Here is an 18,051-nt window from a genome sequence, read left to right as displayed (position 1 = left end):
TGCCGGAGGTCCCATGCCGCGGTTCCAGGGGGAACACCGGCCGCCCGGCCCCCGGGGGCGCGGGGAACTGCGCGGCCAACCCCCACCGACCCGCACGGGCCACTGCCCACCTACTGAGACGTCGTCTCGGCATCTTGACGACACTCACGCAGCGCACCGACACTTGCGGGGACGGTCACGATTGTCAGCGCCCGTCGGACAGGGTCCTCCCCCGTCCGTGCGGTCATCGGCTCCGGCCCGCTGACAGGCAACCCTTCCACCGCGACGGGGTGCCCCGGGTGACGACCGGGTTCCGCCGGTGCGGCGGGACAAGCGTGGTCTCGCCTCGTGCGAGCCCCGACCGGGACGGGTGGGAATTGCCCAGGAACGGCTTGACGAGGCGACTGCACATCGATCTGTTGCGCGTCTCCAGCGCTTACTAGTCCGCCGCCGGTCCACCCGGTCCTTCCGGTCCGCTCGATCCGGACCCGTCGGACCCGTGGAGCCTGCCGGACGTGCACGACACAGCGCAGTCACTCCGTTTCGCCACTGGTGCCCACAAGGCGGCCAGGGCTTCCGCGATTCCCTCTGGAGAGCCATGCCCGAGACAGTTTCCCGCGGTTCGAGCACAGGTACCTTCGCCACGGCCGCGCGTACGGCCGGCACCGGCGCACCCGCCTGCGGCACGGTCGCACCGAGCGCGACCGCGCGTCCGCACCGCTTCCGCGGCCGCATAGGTGTCGGCCTCGCCGGCGGCTTCTACCCGGCGCCGCACCGCTATCAGCTGTATCTGTCCGAAGGCTGTCAGCGTTCGCTGCGCGTCTCGATCACCGTCGCCCTGCTGGGACTTGAGCACTCGACGGCCACCACTGTGCTGACCCGCCCCGCCGAGACGCCGGACGCCTTCGCCTCGCTGCGCCGGGCCTACGAGGCGACCTGGCACCACTACGACGGCCCGCTGACCGCGCCCGCGCTGTGCGACCGGTGGAGCGGACGCGTCGTCAGCAACCACACGCCCGACATCCTGCGCGACCTCGCCGACCTCGCCGATCTCCGGGACGACGAAGGGCCCGGCCTGCCCGCGCTGCGTCCGCCGGCCCTCGCCGCGGAGATCGACGCCGTGCGCGAACTCCTCACCCGGGACGTCACACCGGCTTCGCCGCCCCACGCGCGGGCGGCGACACTGGCCCTGCTCGATCATCAACTGGCGTCCAGCCCTTATGTGTTGGGGGAGGCGATCACGGCCGCGGACGTGGATCTCTGGGTGGCACTCACCCATCTCGACACGGCCGGCGGCGCCCTGTCCGCGTACCTCCACCTGGACGGGTACGTCCGGCGGCTCGGCCGGCACCCGGCCTTCCTCGGCGGCGGACGCACGGGTCGCTAGACGGCCGCCCGGCCGCCGTTGCGAACAGGGTGTTTCCGTTCTGCGAACAGCGGGCCCGGGCCCACGACACACCTCCCCCGCCGGTGTGAGCATGTGCGCATGATCAAGGGAGAAGTCGGGGAGGAACCCGGCAAAGAGGCCGGGGTGGGGACCCGGGCCGTCCGGCGGGGGCCGGCGGTCCGCTGGGTGTCCGAGGAGTGGGACGCCCCGGCCCCGGCCCGGCTGCGGGAGCAGATGTCCGCCGAACTGGCCCCGCGCTACGCACCGGTCGAGCACCGGCGCGTACGTGCGCCGCGGCCCGCGGCCGAGGAGATCGTCGTCACCTGGGTCGCCTACGCCGACGGTGTGCCGGTGGCCACCGCCTCGCTGCGCAGGCTGCCCGACCGGCACGAGGTGAAGCGGGTGTTCGTGCACGCCGACCACCGCGGCCGGGGGCTGGCGCGAGCGGCCCTCGCGGCGGTGGAGTCGACCGCGCTGGCCCTCGGCGTCGACCGGCTGTGGCTGCAGACGGGCGCGCTCCAGCCGGAGGCGCGGGCGCTCTACGCGCGGGAGGGCTGGCAGGAGGTGCGGCCGTACGCCCCGTACGACCGCAATCCGTTCAGTGTCTGCTTCACCAAGGCGCTCACGGAGCCGGCGAGGACGCCACCGTCACGCTGAGCCCTGGTTCAGGCGGGGCGGATCACGCTGTGGATCGCCGCCTCGCCGGCCCAGTAGATCGACTCCTCGCGGATGGCGACGCCCGGGCTCGGTGCGTGGATCATCATGCCGTTGCCCGTGGCGATGCCGACGTGACCGACCTGGACGCTGAAGAGCACGAGGTCACCGGGCCGGATGTCCGACACGGGGACCATCGTGCCGGCGGTCGCCTGGTCCTGGGCGGAACGCGGGAGCGCGACTCCGGCGACCTTCCAGGCGGCCTGCGTGAGACTGGAGCAGTCGTACGAGCCCGGTCCCATCGAGCCCCATACGCACGGCTTGCCGATCTGGGCGCGTGCGAAGTCGACGGCCCTGGCGCCCTGTCCGCCGTACCCGGGGTCGGGCGCGGCATAAACGGGCGTGCCGTAGGGGGGCGTTGTGTAGGCGGGCGCAGGAGCCGGGGCGGGAGCGGGGGCAGGGGCGGGAGCGGGCATGCCGTATCCGGGGTTCGCCGCGGCCTGCATGTCGAGGGCGACTCCCGTGGCGATGGGGGTGCTCGCGTCGACGTACATGCTCGTGTCGCTCTGCCGGCCACCGGCGTAGGGGGCACCGGCGTACTGGTCGACCCCGGGGTACACGCCGTTGCCGATGCTCCGGTCGGCGGCGGGACCCGCTCCCGTACCGGGTATGCCGGGGTACATGGCCGTACCGGCGTACATGTCCGTGCCCGCGCGCATGTCCGTGCCGAGGGACGGCTGCTGCCACGCGTCCACGGCGGGCGCTGCCGCGCGGTAGTTCTGTGCCTGGGCGGCAGGTCCCCAGGCGCCCTCGATCGCCTGGAACGGCTGCAGTTCCGCGACGGGCGCGGGACCGCGCCGGGCCGCGTGTCCGGCCAGCAGGTCGCGGGCCTGTCCGAGCTTGCGCTGGTTCCGCTGCTTCGAAGTCCGCAGTGTCGCCTGCGACGGTCCGCCGGACGTCCCGGGCATGGCCCGGTCGGCCGCCTGACGCTGGGCCGGAAGGGCCGGCAGCGCGGCGGCGGGTCCCGCGGTCAGTTCGGCGACGGGCCGCGCGGTCAGTTCCGCGACGGGCCCGGCTCCGCCTCCGGCGCCGGGGCCGGCGCTCGGGCCGGCGGTCAGCTCCAGGACGGGCTTGTCGGAACCCTCACGTCCGCCGCGCCCCTCACGGCCACCGCCGCCCGGACGGCCGCCCGTGTCGGCGGGCCGCGATCCGGCAGAACCGCGGTCCGGCATCCTGTCGGGCGGCAGTACCGCCGGGAAGACCGGGCCCAGCTGCGAGCGGCCCACGTCGAACCACTTCTTCGCGACGTCCGGCAGCGGGGCGGCGGCATCGCCCGCTCCGCCCCGGCCGCCCCTGTCCCCTGACGCCGGTCGGGCGTCGCGGGTCGTGGTGCTCATCGCACGGGTCACGTTGATGTTGCCCGTGGCGTTCTCGACACGGTCGTAGAGATTGGTGATCCGCTGCTGTACTTCCTCGCGGCTGGGTTCATCACCCCGCTGCGCGGGAATGCCTGCGGAGGCGAACTGGTCCACGGAAGAGGGGGCCGCCTTCACGAGGGCGGAGCGGGACATGCCGGGGAGGCCGGTGCCTCCGGGGCGCTGCGTTCGTTCCGGCGCGATGGGAGACGACTCCTTCCGTGCACCGCCTGCCGGGCCGACTGTCGGGTTCGGGCGGACTGTTCCGAAAGGCATGCCCTACGGCCTCTGCCCGGGGGACAGTTGGGCCGATTCACCCTGAAGTCGACTGGACCTCCGGCTCCGGCCGCCACGAAGGCCGGTCGGATTCGGCGGAGACCGCGCGACCCGGCGAGGTTCACCGGAGGGAGTCGTACGGCCCAGCCGTCAACTTAGCCAACTTGTGTGTCTCGCGTGAAGATTGAAGTGCGAAGTGTCCGATATGTAATTGTGACCTTCGTCGTACCCGACGGTGACCTTGGACCGTTGACCACCTCACCGCGACCGGTCCGTCACTCGCGGTTCACCCGGGACCAGTCGGGCGTGGAGAGGCCAAGAAGTTCCTCGATCCGGGTGTTGTCCGGCAACGGGCCGTGATCGCCGGTCACTTGCAGTGCCGAACCGGCCGTGATGTGTCCGAGCCGCAGCGCGCGCTCCATGCCGGCGCCCCGCAGCAGACCGCTCAGGAACCCGGCGGCGAAGGCGTCCCCCGCGCCGACGGGCTCCACCACGTCCGTGCGCAGAGCGGGCACGGTCCAGGAGCCTTCGTCGCTGAAGACCGTGGCCGATCGGCCGCCGTCCTTGACGACGAGGAGGCGCGGATGCGGCAACAGCCGCCGTACGCCGTCCGGTTCGAGGTCGGCGTCCCAGAGGTCCTGTGCCTCGTCGAGGCCGACGAAGGTGAGGTCGGCGCGGTCGGCCAGCTCGCGCAGTACGGCGGCGGCCGTGCCGGGCGGCCACAGCGCCCGGCGGTGGTTGACGTCGAAGCTGATGGAGTACGAGCGTTCGTCCGGCGGGGTGGCCAGGGCCTCCTCGACCAGGCTCCGGCAGGACGGGGACAGGGCCGGGGTGATCCCGGTGAGGTGGACGAGGGAGGCGGACCGCAGCCGGTCGTCCTTCAGCACCTCGGGGCCCAGGGCCGAGGCCGCCGAGCCCCCGCGGTAGTAGTGGACGCGGGTACGGGTGGCGGCCGGCTCCTTCACGAGCAGGCCCGTGGGCCGCTCCGGGTCGTGCCGGACTCCCCCGACGTCGACGCCGGCCGCGCCGACCGCGGCGCGCACCCGCCGTCCCAACGCGTCGTCGCCCAACGCCGAGAGCCACGCGACGGGGATGCCCAGGTCGGCCAGATACATCGCCACGTTCGACTCGGCCCCGGCCACCGACACCCGCAGGTCCTCGGCGCTCTCCAGGGACTCGGCCGGGGCGGGGGCGAACGCGGCCATGGTCTCCCCGACGCAGACCACCGGCCCTTCACGGGGCCGCCAGTCGGCGCGGGACACGGACGTACTGCTCATACCGCTTCCTTCCGGGGCGAGTTGAGGCCACGGAGGCCTGGGGCGTGGCTCCGGTACGCGTCCGCCGGTCTCCCGGGTACGCCGACCCGGGCCGTGAACACGGCGCCGTCGTACGGGCCGGGCGCGGCGAGGCCCACGCGGGCGCTGGTGACGTACAGAAGGTCCTCCCGCAGGCACACTCCGGCGGGCTGCCGTGCGGGCAGCCGCAGGGTGCGGTCGAGGCGGCCGTCCCGCAGATACCGGCGTACGGTGCCGGTGCCCCACACCGCGATCCACACCGCGCCCTCGGTGTCCACCACCATGCCGTCGGGGCTGCCGTCGTCGACGGTGACGTACGCCTCCGAGGCGCCGAGGGCGCCGGTGGCGGGGTCGACGGGGTAACGCCGGACGACTCCACGGGCGCTGTCGGCCAGGTACATGGTGCGGCCGTCGGCCGTGAAGGCGGGCCCGTTCGGCACGGTGATGCCGTCGAGGACGCGGACCACCGTGCCGTCGTGGTCGACGCGGTAGAGGGAGCCGGCTCCGTCGTCGGCCTCGTAGGACATGCTGCCCGCCCAGAAGCGGCCGGCGGGGTCGGCGGTCCCGTCGTTCATGCGCATGGGCCGTGCGGCGTCCGCCTCGGGCCGTGCCAGCCAGTGCGGCGGGGCGTCCGGGGCGAGCAGACAGATGCCGGTTCCCGCGGCGGCGATCCAGATGCCGGGGGCGTCGGCCACGGGGGCCACCGCGCCCAGGGGGAAGGGCAGGTGGGCGAGTTGCCGGAAGGGCTCGGCGGGACGGTCCGGGGTGGCGGTGAGCAGGCGGCCCGCGAGGATGTCCACGAGCACGATGCCGTGGTCGTCCGTCCAGCGGACGCCTTCGCCGAGTTCGAGACGGTCGGGGCCGAGGACGGCTGCCTCTGCCCCTGCCCTCGTCTCTGCCGCTGCTTCGGCTTCGGCTTCGGCTTCGGCTTCGGCTTCGGCTTCGGCTTCGGCTTCGGGGCAGGTCACGACATGCCCTCGTTCGCCACCGCGAGGAACGCCCGCGCGCGGTCCCGCAGCGCGGTCAGGCTGCCGCCGTCGGCCGCGTCCCCGATCAGCGGTGAGCCCACGCCGACGGCGGTCGCCCCGGCCGCCAGATAGGCGCGGGCGGCGGCCCCGTCGACCCCGCCCACCGGCACGAACAGCTCGTGCGGGAACGGGCCGCGCAGCGCCTTGAGGTAGGCGGGGCCACCGGCCTGGGCGGCGGGGAAGATCTTCAGGGCGGCGACGCCGAGGGTCCGCGCGGCCAGGATCTCGGTCGGGGTCATCACCCCGGCCAGGACCGGCAGCCCCAGTTCGCGTGCCGCGGTGACGCCGTCCCCGAGCGCGGGGGTGACGGCGAAGTCCGCACCGGCCTGCCGGGCGGCGCGGGCGTCGTCGGCGGTCAGGACCGTACCGGCGCCGAGGGGGCGGTCGGGGCCGAGTTCCTTGCGGGCCCGCTCGATGACCGACAGGGCGTCCTTGCCGCTGAGGGACACCTCGATCAGCTCGATCCCCTCTTCGGCCAGGGCCAGCACGGTGCGTACCGCCGCCTCCGGGTCGTCGCCGCGCACGATCGCGACCAAGCGGTGGGCGGTGAGGGCCGCTCGAAGATCCAGCAGGTCCATGCAGACTCCTTGTGGTACGGGTCGGTTCAGGTGCAGCGGCAGTGCGTGGTGAGCGTCAGCCGCCACCGCACCTCGCCGGACACGGGTACCCGGGCCGCGTCGCCGGGACCCACGTCGGCGAGGTCGAAAACACGGCCGAGCATGGGCTCGACGCCCGTGCTGCGGTAGGGGCGCCCGGCGGGGAAGCCGCCCAGGTTGCGCCAGAGGGCGACGGACGTGGGCTGCCCGTCGGCCTCCAGGGCCAGGGACAGCCGGTCCCGGCCGTCGTGGACACAGCAGCCGGGGGCGTCCACGACGGCGCCGACCGCGGTGCCGTCGTCCGGGCCGAACCGGTCCAGACGCAGTCCGCAGGGGGCGGGCCAGTCCCCCTCCACCCACGGGGCGCCCTTGGGCCACGGCCGCGCCAGCAGCGGGGCCGCCTCGGGGAAGAGCCGGGTCCGCGCCCCGTCGCCGATGCGCACGCTCGCCCGGTCGGACAGATCGAGCAGGGCATGAGCGGCCCACACGAAGCGAAAGCCCGCGTCGGCCGTCAGCACGTAGTCGGCTTCCGCTCCGTCGGGGGTGCCGCGGATCGTGCGACTGAGCGTGAACCGGTCGCAGCGGACGACGTACCGGTCGTCGTCCCCCCGCTCCGGACCCGGGACATGGTCCGGATCCGGTGTTGGGACCGGTGTCCAGGGCCGTGTCCACGCGTCCCCGTGGTCCGGTCCGCCCCGGACCGTGGGGACGCACTCCTCCAGGCCGCCCGCGTCCACGAAAGCGTCGCCGGGCGCGGCCCCCGCCCGCTCGGGGGCCTCGCGGTGCCACAGCCACTCCCGGCCGGCGGTCGTGCGCAGGGAGGTCCAACGGCCTCCGTGGGCGGGGTCGGTGACCACCTCAAGGGGCATGCTCACCACTCCGCGAAGGAGCCGTCGGCGTGCCGCCACACCGGGTTGCGCCAGGCGTGTCCCGACCGGTCGGCCGACCGTACGGCGGCCTCGTCGATCGTGATGCCCAGACCGGGGGCGTCGCCGCGCGAGGCGTGCCCGTCGACGAAGCGGAACGGCTCGGGGTCCACCAGGTACGACAGCAGGTCGGCGTCCTTGTTGTAGTGGATGCCCCGACTCTGCTCCTGGATCAAGAAGTTGGGGGTGGCGAAGGCGATCTGGAGGCTGGCCGCCAGGGCGATCGGGCCGAGGGGGCAGTGCGGGGCGAGCTGCGCGCCGTGGGTCTCGGCGAGCGAGGCGATGCGGTGCACCTCCGAGATGCCCCCGGCGTGGGACAGGTCAGGCTGGGCGACCGCGATGCCCGCGGTGAGCACGGGCAGGAAGTCGGCGCGCCCGTAGAGGCGTTCACCGGTGGCGAGCGGGATCGGGCTCGCCGCGACGAGGCCGGCCAGCAGGTGGCCGTGCTCGGGCACGACGGGCTCCTCGACGAACAGCGGGTGCAGGGGCCCCAGTTCGGACAGGACACGGCGTGCGCCCGCCGCCGTGAAACGGCCGTGGAAGTCGACGGCGACATCCCGGTCGGGGCCCAGTGCCTCGCGGGCGGCAGCCACCCGGCCCACGATCGCGGCGGTCTCGGCCGGGGTGGGGATGGGCGAGGTGGCCCCGGCGCCGTTCATCTTCACCGCCGTGAAGCCCGCCTCGACCTGGGCGGCTATCTGCTCGGTCAGCTCGGCGGGTTCGTCGCCGCCGACCCAGGCGTAGACGCGGACGCGGTCCCGCACCGGGCCGCCCAGCAGGGCGTGCACCGGAGCCCCGTACGTCTTGCCCGCGATGTCCCACAGGGCCTGGTCGAGCCCGGCGACGGCACTGGAGAGAATCGGGCCGCCGCGGTAGAAGCCGCCCTTGGACAGCACCTGCCAGTGGTCCTGGATGCGCAACGGGTCCTGGCCGACGAGGTATTCGGCCAGCACGTCGACGGCGGCGCGCACGACCTCGGCCCGCCCTTCGACGACCGGTTCGCCCCAGCCGACGACACCGTCGTCCGTCTCGACGCGGCAGAACAGCCAGCGGGGCGGGACCAGGAAGGTCTCGATACGGGTGATCTTCACTGGGAGCGGGAGCCTTCCGTCGCGTCGGGCACAGGGCTGTCATCGGCGTCGCCGAGGCGGTCCAGGTCGCGGCCCGCCTGGTCGAGCAGGGCCCGCATCGCGGTCTCGGCGGCCCGCGGGTCCCGGTCGCGTACGGCGTCCAGGACCGCCCGGTGCGCCGGGACCGGGTCCTCGCTGTGCGGGGCGCTGTGCACGATGCGGTCGCGGTGGGCCAGCCCGGACTCGATCACCATCTCCATGCGTTCGAGGAGTTCGTTGTGGGTGGCGGCCAGCAGGGCCCGGTGGAAGGCGAGGTCGGCCTCGACGGCGTGGGCGGCGTCGCCGCCGCCCTCCCCCATCGCGTCGAGCGCGCCGTCCAGGGCCGCCAGGTCGGCGTCGGTGCGCCGGTCTGCGGCCAGCCGCACGGCGGCGGGCTCGATGATGGCGCGCACCTCGGCGAGGTTCCGCAGCAGCGCCTCGTCGGCCTCGGAGGTGCGTCCGCCCTCGAACTGCCAGCGCAGCACGTCGACGTCGAGGAGGTTCCACTCGGCACGGGTGCGGACGAACGTGCCGCGTTTCTGGCGGGCGTCGACCATCCCCTTGGCGGCGAGCACCTTGAGGGACTCGCGCAGAGCGGTGAGGCTCACGTCCAGCTCGCTCTGCAGCGCCACCAGGTCCAGCGTGGCCCCCTCGGGGATCTCGCCGCCCAGGATGCGGCGGGCGAGGACTTCCACGGTCTGGCCGTGCACGCCGCGGCGGGCATAGGGCGTCATTGTCGTACGGCCTTTCTCTGTGAGGGGGGCGTATGCGTGTGAGGGTGCGGTGTCGTGGTCATGCGGAGGCCTTGACCACGCTCCAGCCGCCGTCCACCACCAGGCTCGTCCCGGTGATGTACGAGGCCTCGCCGGCGCTGAGGAAGGCGATGGCCGCGGCCACCTCGTCCGGTGAGCCGAAGCGGCGCGCGGCCGTTTCCGCGATGCTGCGTTCCCGGTCCTCGGGCGTGACCCTGTCCCAGGCGGCGGTCAGGATCGGGCCGGGTACGACGGCGTTGACGCGCACCTCGGGCCCGTACTCGACGGCGAGCTGCGAGCACAGGGAGAGCAGGGCGCCCTTGGAGGCGGCGTACGCGGGGTGACCGGGGATGCCCCTGTTCGCGTGGACGGACGAGGTCAGTACCACCGCTCCCCGGCGGGTCCGCAGGTCGGGCAGGAGGGCCCGGAAGCCCAGGAAGGCGCCGGTGGTGTTGACGGCGAGCTGGCGCTGCCACGAGGCGAGGGACATCTCGTGGGCGGGCGTCACCTCGACGGTGTAGGCGTTGCTGACGAGGACGTCCACGGGCCCGAAGTCGTGGGCGGCGGCCACGATCCGGGTCCAGTCGTCCTCCGCGGCGACATCGGCCCGTACGAACCGTGCGTGGCCGCCGGCCTTCGTGATGCGCGCGGCGACGGTCTCGCCCCGGTCCTCGGTGAGGTCGGCGAGGACCACGGCGGCCCCTTCCTCGGCGAGGCGTTCGGCCGTGGCGGCTCCGATGCCGGAGGCCGCGCCGGTGACGACGGCCGTGCGGCCGGCGAAGCGGGCGCCGGGCGGTCGTGCGGGCTGCTCCATCGTGGGGTTCGACTCCTTCGCGTGCGGGGGACGGCCGTCCGTCCCGAAAACATATGCCGGACCGCTGTCACCGCCGCCGCAGCACCACCAGCTCGGCGTCGTGGCCCTCGCTCCAGGTGAACGGCAGACCGTGGTGCAGCAGGTGCGCCCCGCTGTACGTACGGCCCGATCCGGCGTCGTGGTAGCGCGTTCCCGGGTCGAGGCCGCGCAGTCTCAGCCGGTCGGGGCGGCCGGGCAGCAACGGGGCGCCGTCGAGGCGTCCGGTGCCGAGGGCCGCGACGACCGTGCGTTCCGACCGCGGGTCGTCGTACTGCACACCGTACGTGGGGTCCTCGGGGGTGCCGAGGAGGTGGACCTCGCCCTGGTGGATGGTCTCCCGTACGTCTTTGTAGCGGGCGATCCACCGGGCGGCCTCGGCCCGTTCCTGGGGTGTCCAGGCGCGCAGGTCGGCGCCGATGCCGAGGACTCCGCACATGGCGTTGACGAACCGGAAGGCGAGACTGCGCGGGCGCGGGTCGAAGATTCCGGGGGCGTCGGTGACCCAGGAACTCATGACGTGCGGGGCGTGGGCGTGCAGGAAGCCGTACTGGATGGACAGCCGGTCCAGCGGGGCGGTGTTGTCGCTGGGCCACACCACGTCGGTGCGCGCGACGGTCGCGTGCTCGATGCGTGCGCCGCCGCCCGCGCAGCCCTCGACCGTGACGTCCGGGTGGGTGGCGCGCAGGTGTTCGAGGACGCGCAGGTATCCGGCGACGTGCTCGGCGTCCAGGTCGAGCCGGGCGTCGGGCGGGGCGTCCGGGCGGCCGCGTTCGGTGGGCGGCCGGTTCATGTCCCACTTGAGGTAGCTGATGTCGTACGCGGTCAGCAGCCGGTCGAGCGTACCGATGACGAAGTCCTGGACGTCGGTACGGCCGAGATCGAGGAGCAGTTGGTTGCGGACCAGGCGGGCGGGGCGGCCCTCGATCCGGTAGGCCCACTCGGGGTGTTCGGCGTACAGGCGGCTGCCGGGGCTGACGGCCTCGGGCTCGACCCACAGGCCGAAGTCGAGGCCGAGTCCCCGGATGTCGTCGACGAACCGGCCGAAGCCCTGCGGGAAGGCCGCCGGGTCCGGGTACCAGTCGCCGAGGCCCCCGGTGTCGTCGGTGCGGCCGGTGAACCAGCCGTCGTCGACGACGAACAGTTCGGCTCCGATGTCGGCGGCGGCCTTCGCCAGCTCCAGCTGCCCGGCCGCGTCGACGTCGAAGCCGGTGGCCTCCCAGGAGTTGTAGAGGACCTTGCGGGGCCGGTGCAGCCGCTCGCCGGAGAGCCGGCGTTCGTAGCGGTGCCAGACCCTGGAGAGCCCGTCGAGGCCGTCCGAGCTGAACGCGCAGGCCAGTCGGGGGGTCGTGAGGGTTTCGCCGGGCGCCAGGAACACGGCGCCCTCGTGCGGGACCCGCCCGGCGCGGACGCGGACGAGACCGCCCGGTTCGGCCTCCGCGGTGATGTGCCAGTTGCCGGACCATTCGAGGGCGATGCCGTACGCCGCGCCTCCGCCCCCGGCTGTCCCGTCCGCGCCGTTCGCGCCGTCCTGCACCGCGAGCCAGGGCGCGTACGCGTGGCCGGGCACGCCCTGGACGCTGCCCATGGTGAACGTTCCGCGTGGCAGGTCGAGTCGGGTGCGCTGGAACTCCTGCGACCACTGGCCGGTGAGGCAGGTCAGCCGGGCGGCGCCGGTGACGGGGATGTTCACGGCGGCCGAGTCGAGCCGTTCCAGGCGCAGTTCGCCGTCGGTCGCGGTCAGTTCGGTCCAGCGCAGGATCACGTCCGTGCCCGGCACCACCTCGTAACAGAGGACCGTACGCAGGCCCAGGACGTCGTCGGTGAAGGCGAGCCGCAGACCACTGCTCCCTTCCCCGCCTGCGGGACTGCCTTCCTCCGCGCCGTCGAAGTGCCACCACGAGCCGCGCTCCCCGCCCGGCCGGGACGCGACGAGCTCGCTCCCGGTGAACGGCCGCAGCCCGTACGGCAGATACTCGGCCGGTGCCGCGTCCGCGGGCGTGATGAAGTGCGTGCGCCGCGACCGGTCGAGGGCGGACGGGCCGTCCTCGACACCGGTCGGCCCCCAGGCCTCCAGTTCGGCCCACGGCCCGTCCGGGGACAGCCGCACGGTGTAGCTGCTGGTCTCGGCGCGCAGGATCCAGCGCTCAGGCGTGGTCACTTCACCGCTCCCAGGTTGAGGCCGGCCACGAAGTGCCGCTGGAACCGCAGGAACACGATCACGGTGGGCGCCGCGGCGATGACGGAACCGGCGGCGATCACGTTCCACATGGACACGTACTGCCCCTGGAGTCCGATGAGGGCGGCGGTGATCGGCATCTTGGTGTCGCTGCGCAGCACGGTGATCGCCCACAGCAGGTCGTTGAAGATCCAGGTGAACGACAGTGCGCTGAGGGCCGCCAGGGCCGGGCGGGTCAGCGGCAGGATGATCCGCCAGAAGATCTGCCAGGGCCCGGCGCCGTCGACGACCGCCGCCTGCTGGATCTCCGGCGGGATCGACCGCATGAACCCGTGCAGGACGAAGACGTAGAAGCCGACACCGAAGCCGATCTGCACGCCGACGAGTGCGGGCAGGGTGTCGTAGATGCCCAGCAGTTCGCTCAGTTTGGAGACCGGGATCAGGAGGATCTGCGGCGGGAGCAGATTGCCGCCGAGCATGAGCAGCAGCAGGGAGCGGCGGAACGGCATGTCGTAGCGGCTGAGCCCGAACGCGGCCATGGCGGCCAGCGCGAGCGTCACCAGGACGGCCGGCACGGTGACCAGCAGGCTGTTGATCAGGGCGCGCTGCTGGCCGCCGTCGTTCCAGGCCTGGCCGAAGTTGCCGAGGGTGAAGGAGTGCGGCCAACTGCCCAGTCCGTGCGCGGCGATGTCGTCGAAGGACCGCAGGCTGGTCACCAGGACCAGGGCGATGGGCAGCAGCCACAGGACGGCCAGGGTGCCCGCGCCGAGGTGGAACCCCGCGGTGGCGGCCCTCCTGCGGCGCAGCGCGGTGGCGGAGGCGGACGGGGACGAGGAAGCGGTCGAGGAGGCGGAGGGGGCTGACGGGGCGGGCATCAGTCGGCCTCCCGGAACGCGCGGACGAGATAGGAGCAGATGACGCCGAAGGCCAGCACGAAGATGACGACGGCGAGGGCGGACCCGTAACCGAGGCGCAGGGACTGGAAGGCGGTGGAGTACATGTACGTGCTCAGCAGTTCCGAGGAGTGGTAGGGGCCGCCCCGGGTCAGCGACCACACGACGTCGAAGGAGCGCAGTGAGTCGATGACGATGACGGACAGGACGACGGCGTTGACACTGCGCAGCTGGGGCAGGGTGACGTGCCGCAGCCGCTGCCAGGCACCGGCGCCGTCGACCTTGGCGGCCTCGTACAGCGCCGGGTCGATGCCCTTGAGGCCGGCGACGTACAGGACCATCACGTAACCGATCTGGCGCCAGAGCGCGGGGACCATCACGGCGTACAGGGCGGTGTCCTGGTCGGCGAGCCAGGCGTGGCGCAGGTTGCCGAGGCCGACCGATTCGAGGAGCTGGTTGAGGACTCCGTCGGGCTGGTAGATCGCCTGCCACACCAGGGCGGTGGCGACCAGGGAGAAGACGACGGGCAGGAACAGGGCGGCGCGGTAGAAGCCGACGCCGCGCCGTTCCTGCTGGAGCACGAGTGCGGCGCCGAGGCCCAGGACGGCGGACAGGCCGCCGAAGAGGAGGAGCCAGAGCACGGTGTGGCCGGTCGCGTCGAGGAAGACGTCGTCGTGGGCCATCTCGCGGAAGTTGTCCAGGCCGACGAACTTCGGTGCGGAGACGCCGTCCCAGCTGGTGAGGGCGAGGTAGAAGCCCTGGAGCGCCGGCCAGAACACCCACAGCGCCTCGGCGAGCAGGGGGACGAGGACGAAGGCGAGGACCAGCGGGGGTGTGCGGCGCGGGCCCCGGTTCCGCCTGCCCCGGGGCGGCGGCGGGGCGGGGGCCTTTCGGTCGGGGGCGGTCAGGACGGCCGTGTCGGGCATGTCAGGCGTTCCAGATCTTCGCGGCGTCGCGCTGCCAGTCGGTGAGGATGGAGCCGATCTGCTTGGGCTTGGCGATGAACTTGGTCAGCGCGTTGTCGGCGGTGGGCTGGAGGGCGTCGCTGGAGTCCCGGTTGAAGAACTGGGTGATCTCGGCGGCCTGTTCGATGTGCGCCCGGCCCTTCTTCACCAGGGCGGTGCCCGAGTCCTTCGCGTCGGGGTTGCACGGCAGGACCGTGCCGGAGGACCCCGTGATGTAGATCTCCTGGGCCTCGGCGGTGGCGAGGTAGCGCATCAGGTCGACGACCTGGTCGTGGCGGCCGGTGCGGGCGCTGGCGAAGTAGCCGTCCGTGGGGGCTTCCTCGGCGAGCGGGACCTTCGGGTCGATGACGGGGAAGCGGAAGAAGTCGATGTCGTCGAGGGCGTCCTTGGGTGCGGCGTCCGCGAAGAAGGTGCCGATGAGCATCATGCCGCTGCGGCCGTTGAGCAGGGAGGTCGTGGCGTCCTGGAAGGCGACGGCCGTGCCGTTCGGGTCGAAGTAGGGCAGCAGTTCCTGCCAGCGGTCGAAGACCTTGCGGACCTCGGGGTCGTCGAACCGGTGTTTCCCGGCGAGGAGTTGGCGGTGGTACTCGGCGCCGTTGATGCGGATGTCCAGGTAGTCGAACCAGGCCGAGGCGACCCAGGCCGTGTTGCCGCCCGCGCCCAGGCCGATCGGGTCGACGCCCTTGCTCTTGAGTTTGTCGCACAGGTCGAGGAAGTCGTCCCAGCTCTTGGGCTCGCTCACACCCCACTTGGCGAAGTTCGACTTGCGGTAGAACATGCCCCACCAGTAGTAGGTGGTCGGTACGAAGACCTTCTTGCCGGAGGCCGAGGTGCAGAGGCTGTTCAGGGCCTTGGAGTAGCCCTTGAGGTCGGGCGAGGACCAGACCTCGCCGAGGTCGAGCAGCAGGTCCTTCTTCGCGTACGCGTCGGCCACCGACCCGGGGTACCAGGTGTAGACGTCCGGCGGGTTGGCGGAGGTGAGGTAGGTCGGCAGCTGGGTGCGGAAGGTCTCGGCGGCGACCGTGTTGAGGCTGGCTTTCGCCGACCCCTTCTTGGCGTACGCGGCGACGACGTCCTCCATCGCGGCCTTGGCCTGCGGGGCGGAGAGGTTGGACTGGAGGGTCACCGAGCCCTTGGACGAGCTCTTGCCGGTGGAGGTGGCGGTGACACAGCCGCTGAGCAGCGCCGCTGTCCCGGCGGCGCCGGCACCGGCGAGAAACCGGCGTCTGCTGGTCTGGTGGTTCGTCATGGAGGGCTCCCTGTGGATCCGCGCTGATCCAGATTCGCGTGGCGCTCACGCCACGTCAAGAATAATTACTAATTTATTTGGACGGGCTGAACGACGTCAGGTGTACCCGACCGTCGACGCCCCGGTACACCGCGTCCACACCGACCGTGCCGTCAGGCCCGGCCACACCGGCCACCGCTCCCAGCGAGCCCTCGAACGCGGCGCTCGGGAACTCGTCCCGCTTCGTCCAGCCCTGCCAGGCTCCGGCCTCGTGACGCCGCTGCCAGAGCGTGTAGTCGGCGGCGCGCGCGTACAGCACGACGCTGTTCCCGGCCGTGACGAGGGTCGGGCTGCCGCTGACGGTTCCGCCGAGCGACGTCCACGGCGACCACTCCCCCGCCGCCGTCCGGGTCCGCGTCCACACGTCGTCGGCGGCGGTGCGGACGGCCAGGTGGATCCGCCCGTCCGAGTCGACGACGGCCGACGGCCGCCCGTACGTCGACCGCCCGTCGGGTGCGCCGAGCGACGACCAGTCGGTCGACGGGCCGCGCTGTACGACCTCCCCGTCGGTGCCGCGGGCGACCAGCGTCCAGTGGCCGGGGTCGGTGAACGCCACCGTCGGCGCGTCGGTCACCCGGCCCCCCAGGCTCCGCCACGCGCCCCAGCGCCCGTCGGCGAAGACCCGCCGGTGGACGCGGGAGTCGGTGCCGCGCACGAAGACGTCGATGCGGCCGCCGGCCGAGGCGTACGCGGCGGGCTGTCCCAGGAACCTGCCTCCCGTGGGACCGCCGAGGTCCCGGGTCCGGCCGCCCCGTCCGTTGCCGTCGGACGTGGTGGTGTGCTGGACGAGGGAGCCGTTCGGTCCGCGCAGGAACGTGGTGAGCGTGTCGCCGTCGCGCACCACGGCCGGGCTCGCCGAGGCCTTCCGGCCGAGGCTGCTCCCGGGCAGGGCGTCGGCGCCGGTCAGCTTCAGGAACGCGGTACCGTGCGCGGGCACTTCGACCGTGTACGTGTCGCTGTGGGCGCCCCGGTCCGCACGGGCCCGCAGGTCACGGACGTCCACCGCCCCGCCGAGCCCGACGTCGGAGAACCGGACCGTGCGCTCGGCCGGCTCGTCGGAGCGGTTGAGCAGCACGACCGCACGCCGGCCGTCGCCCTGGAGGACCTTGCTGTAGACGTCACCCACGGAGTCGCTCGCGACCCGCACCCCCTGGACGGCCAGCGGGTCCTGGTCGACGGCGACGATCTCCGGATTGCGCAGCGTCCTGAGCATCGAAGGCGACAACGTACGCGGATCGGAACCCAGGACGAGCGGCGAGGCCATCTCGGCCCACATCACGAACTGCGTGGTCGACTCCTCCTCCGTCAGCTCCAGCGAGCCGTCGCTCATGCGCCGCGTGGGGATGAGGTAGTCGGGGTCGTTGTAGTGGCCGGGCCCCTGCGCCTCGGGGTGCCAGGCGTTGGCGTCCATGTTGCGCAGCACGTTGGGCCACTGGCCGGGGCTCGGGGTGCCCCACGCGATGTCCGTGCCCGTACGCCAGGAGTCGGCGATCGTCGGGGCGTAGACGTACGAGTTGTGCGCGTCCTGCTCGGGTGTGTGCGGCACACCCCAGTCGTCGGTGAGCGGGTTGCACAGGTTCAGCAGCATCCTGCGGCCGGACTTGGCGACCGCGTCGCTGAACTCCTTGAACGCCGGGCCCGGATCGAGCTTCGCCCCGATCCCGCACAGGAAGTCGACCTTGACCGCGTCGATCTTCCAGCCCGCGAACTGCCGCGCGTCCTCGTCGTAGTGGCCCCTGCTGCCGAGTCCGCAGCTCTTGCCGCCGTCGTAGGCGCCCGCGTCGGTGTAGATGCCCGCCTTCAGGCCCCGCTCGTGCAGGTACGAGACGAGCGCCGGGATGCCGGAGGGGAAGCGGTCCGGGTGGGCGACCAGGTTCCCCCGCGCGTCGCGCGGGTTGTCGGCCTGCCAGCCGCCGTCGAGCCACACGATGTCGTAGCCGCTGTCGCGCAGACCACTGCTGACCAGCTTGTCCGCGACGGAGCGCACCTCCTTCTCGGTGGGCGCGCCCAGGCCGTAGTAGGTGTTCCAGCCCATGTAGGGGGTGGGCGCGAGACCGCTGTCGTAGTACTCGGGCGCGCCCTGGTCGACGCCGGTCCCGGTCCCGGTCCTGCCGGTGCCGGCCGTGGCCGCGGGGGCCGCGGTCACCGCCAGGACCGTGGCAATCGCGGCCGTGGTGGCGCGACGGGTCAGTCTCCGAGCCGCGGGTGTGCGGACCTGCGGGTGTGAAATCACTTGCCTCTCCCGATGGTTGGGAAGCACGAAAGCGCTGGGAAGCACGAGGGCGTGACGTGGGCCGCGCTGTGGCGGCGGCCGTCGGCGTCACGGCGAAGACTGTGGCCCGTGGCCGGAAACCCTGTCAATATTAATTCCTAATTTAATAGAAAGAGAGACCAGGTCTGTCGCAGGGGTTGACAGGAAAGTTCCCGGGTCCCAGCCTTTGGCAACGTTGTCAGTGCCT

15 protein-coding genes and 2 riboswitches are annotated in these 18,051 nt (G+C 72.8%); of the genes, 2 read left to right on the top strand and 13 right to left on the bottom strand.

Annotated features, from left to right (window positions below; genetic code table 11):
• Window positions 1-173: 173 nt before the first annotated feature.
• A riboswitch (SAM riboswitch) is annotated at window positions 174-321 on the top strand.
• Window positions 322-577: 256 nt separating this feature from the next.
• Both ACFVH5_RS32200 and ACFVH5_RS32195 read left to right on the top strand, forming a co-directional pair.
• Window positions 578-1,366, top strand: coding sequence for a glutathione S-transferase family protein (locus ACFVH5_RS32200; protein ID WP_385837249.1), 789 nt, complete (start codon window positions 578-580; stop codon window positions 1,364-1,366).
• A 99-nt stretch (window positions 1,367-1,465) separates the two neighbouring features.
• Window positions 1,466-2,023 (top strand): GNAT family N-acetyltransferase, encoded by a 558-nt coding sequence (locus ACFVH5_RS32195; RefSeq protein ID WP_385837248.1) that lies wholly within the window; start codon window positions 1,466-1,468, stop codon window positions 2,021-2,023.
• Window positions 2,024-2,031: 8 nt separating this feature from the next.
• Here the strand turns inward: ACFVH5_RS32195 and ACFVH5_RS32190 are convergent, their stop codons facing one another.
• The 13 genes from ACFVH5_RS32190 to ACFVH5_RS32130 all read right to left on the bottom strand — a co-directional run bounded on the left by ACFVH5_RS32190 (window position 2,032) and on the right by ACFVH5_RS32130 (window position 17,825).
• A complete protein-coding gene (locus ACFVH5_RS32190) occupies window positions 2,032-3,591 on the bottom strand; it encodes a C40 family peptidase (protein WP_385837247.1) in 1,560 nt (519 codons plus the stop codon).
• Between the two features lie 56 nt (window positions 3,592-3,647).
• Window positions 3,648-3,819, bottom strand: a riboswitch (cyclic di-AMP (ydaO/yuaA leader).
• A gap of 167 nt (window positions 3,820-3,986) precedes the next feature.
• Window positions 3,987-4,988 (bottom strand): sugar kinase, encoded by a 1,002-nt coding sequence (locus ACFVH5_RS32185; RefSeq protein WP_385837246.1) that lies wholly within the window; start codon window positions 4,986-4,988, stop codon window positions 3,987-3,989.
• The gene (locus tag ACFVH5_RS32180) at window positions 4,985-5,974 is read right to left on the bottom strand and encodes an SMP-30/gluconolactonase/LRE family protein (protein ID WP_385837244.1); all 990 of its coding nucleotides are present in this window, start codon (window positions 5,972-5,974) and stop codon (window positions 4,985-4,987) included. Before ACFVH5_RS32180 ends, ACFVH5_RS32185 begins: the two co-directional genes overlap by 4 nt.
• Window positions 5,971-6,603: a bifunctional 4-hydroxy-2-oxoglutarate aldolase/2-dehydro-3-deoxy-phosphogluconate aldolase gene (locus ACFVH5_RS32175; protein ID WP_385837250.1), complete on the bottom strand. Its 633-nt coding sequence runs from the start codon at window positions 6,601-6,603 to the stop codon at window positions 5,971-5,973. The genes ACFVH5_RS32180 and ACFVH5_RS32175 overlap by 4 nt, the downstream gene beginning before the upstream one ends.
• A gap of 35 nt (window positions 6,604-6,638) precedes the next feature.
• A complete protein-coding gene (locus ACFVH5_RS32170) occupies window positions 6,639-7,499 on the bottom strand; it encodes a hypothetical protein (RefSeq protein ID WP_385837243.1) in 861 nt (286 codons plus the stop codon).
• Window positions 7,500-7,501: 2 nt separating this feature from the next.
• Window positions 7,502-8,647, bottom strand: a complete 1,146-nt coding sequence (dgoD, locus tag ACFVH5_RS32165) for a galactonate dehydratase (RefSeq protein WP_385837242.1) — start codon at window positions 8,645-8,647, stop codon at window positions 7,502-7,504.
• Window positions 8,644-9,399 carry a FadR/GntR family transcriptional regulator gene (locus ACFVH5_RS32160; protein WP_385837240.1) on the bottom strand — a complete coding sequence of 252 codons (756 nt, stop codon included), beginning with the start codon at window positions 9,397-9,399 and terminating at the stop codon, window positions 8,644-8,646. Before ACFVH5_RS32160 ends, dgoD begins: the two co-directional genes overlap by 4 nt.
• 58 nt (window positions 9,400-9,457) lie before the next feature.
• Complete coding sequence (locus ACFVH5_RS32155; protein ID WP_385837239.1) at window positions 9,458-10,231, bottom strand: SDR family NAD(P)-dependent oxidoreductase; 774 nt, start codon at window positions 10,229-10,231, stop codon at window positions 9,458-9,460.
• Window positions 10,232-10,298: 67 nt separating this feature from the next.
• Window positions 10,299-12,428: an alpha-galactosidase gene (locus tag ACFVH5_RS32150; protein WP_385837238.1), complete on the bottom strand. Its 2,130-nt coding sequence runs from the start codon at window positions 12,426-12,428 to the stop codon at window positions 10,299-10,301.
• Window positions 12,425-13,321, bottom strand: a complete 897-nt coding sequence (locus tag ACFVH5_RS32145; protein WP_385837237.1) for a carbohydrate ABC transporter permease — start codon at window positions 13,319-13,321, stop codon at window positions 12,425-12,427. The genes ACFVH5_RS32150 and ACFVH5_RS32145 overlap by 4 nt, the downstream gene beginning before the upstream one ends.
• Entirely contained in the window at window positions 13,321-14,265 is a 945-nt protein-coding gene (locus tag ACFVH5_RS32140; RefSeq protein ID WP_384807373.1) for a carbohydrate ABC transporter permease, read from the bottom strand. Before ACFVH5_RS32140 ends, ACFVH5_RS32145 begins: the two co-directional genes overlap by 1 nt.
• Before the next feature lies 1 nt (window position 14,266).
• A complete protein-coding gene (locus ACFVH5_RS32135; protein ID WP_385837236.1) occupies window positions 14,267-15,553 on the bottom strand; it encodes an ABC transporter substrate-binding protein in 1,287 nt (428 codons plus the stop codon).
• A 73-nt stretch (window positions 15,554-15,626) separates the two neighbouring features.
• On the bottom strand, window positions 15,627-17,825 hold the full coding sequence (locus tag ACFVH5_RS32130) for a glycoside hydrolase family 27 protein (protein WP_385837234.1): 2,199 nt from the start codon (window positions 17,823-17,825) through the stop codon (window positions 15,627-15,629).
• Between the last annotated feature and the right edge of the window lie 226 nt (window positions 17,826-18,051).

The organism is Streptomyces sp. NPDC127119 (genome assembly GCF_042677425.1).
In the GTDB taxonomy this organism is placed as follows: domain Bacteria; phylum Actinomycetota; class Actinomycetes; order Streptomycetales; family Streptomycetaceae; genus Streptomyces.
Note: the sequence above shows the minus strand (reverse complement) of the source record. Positions and strands in the feature narration are given on the sequence as shown.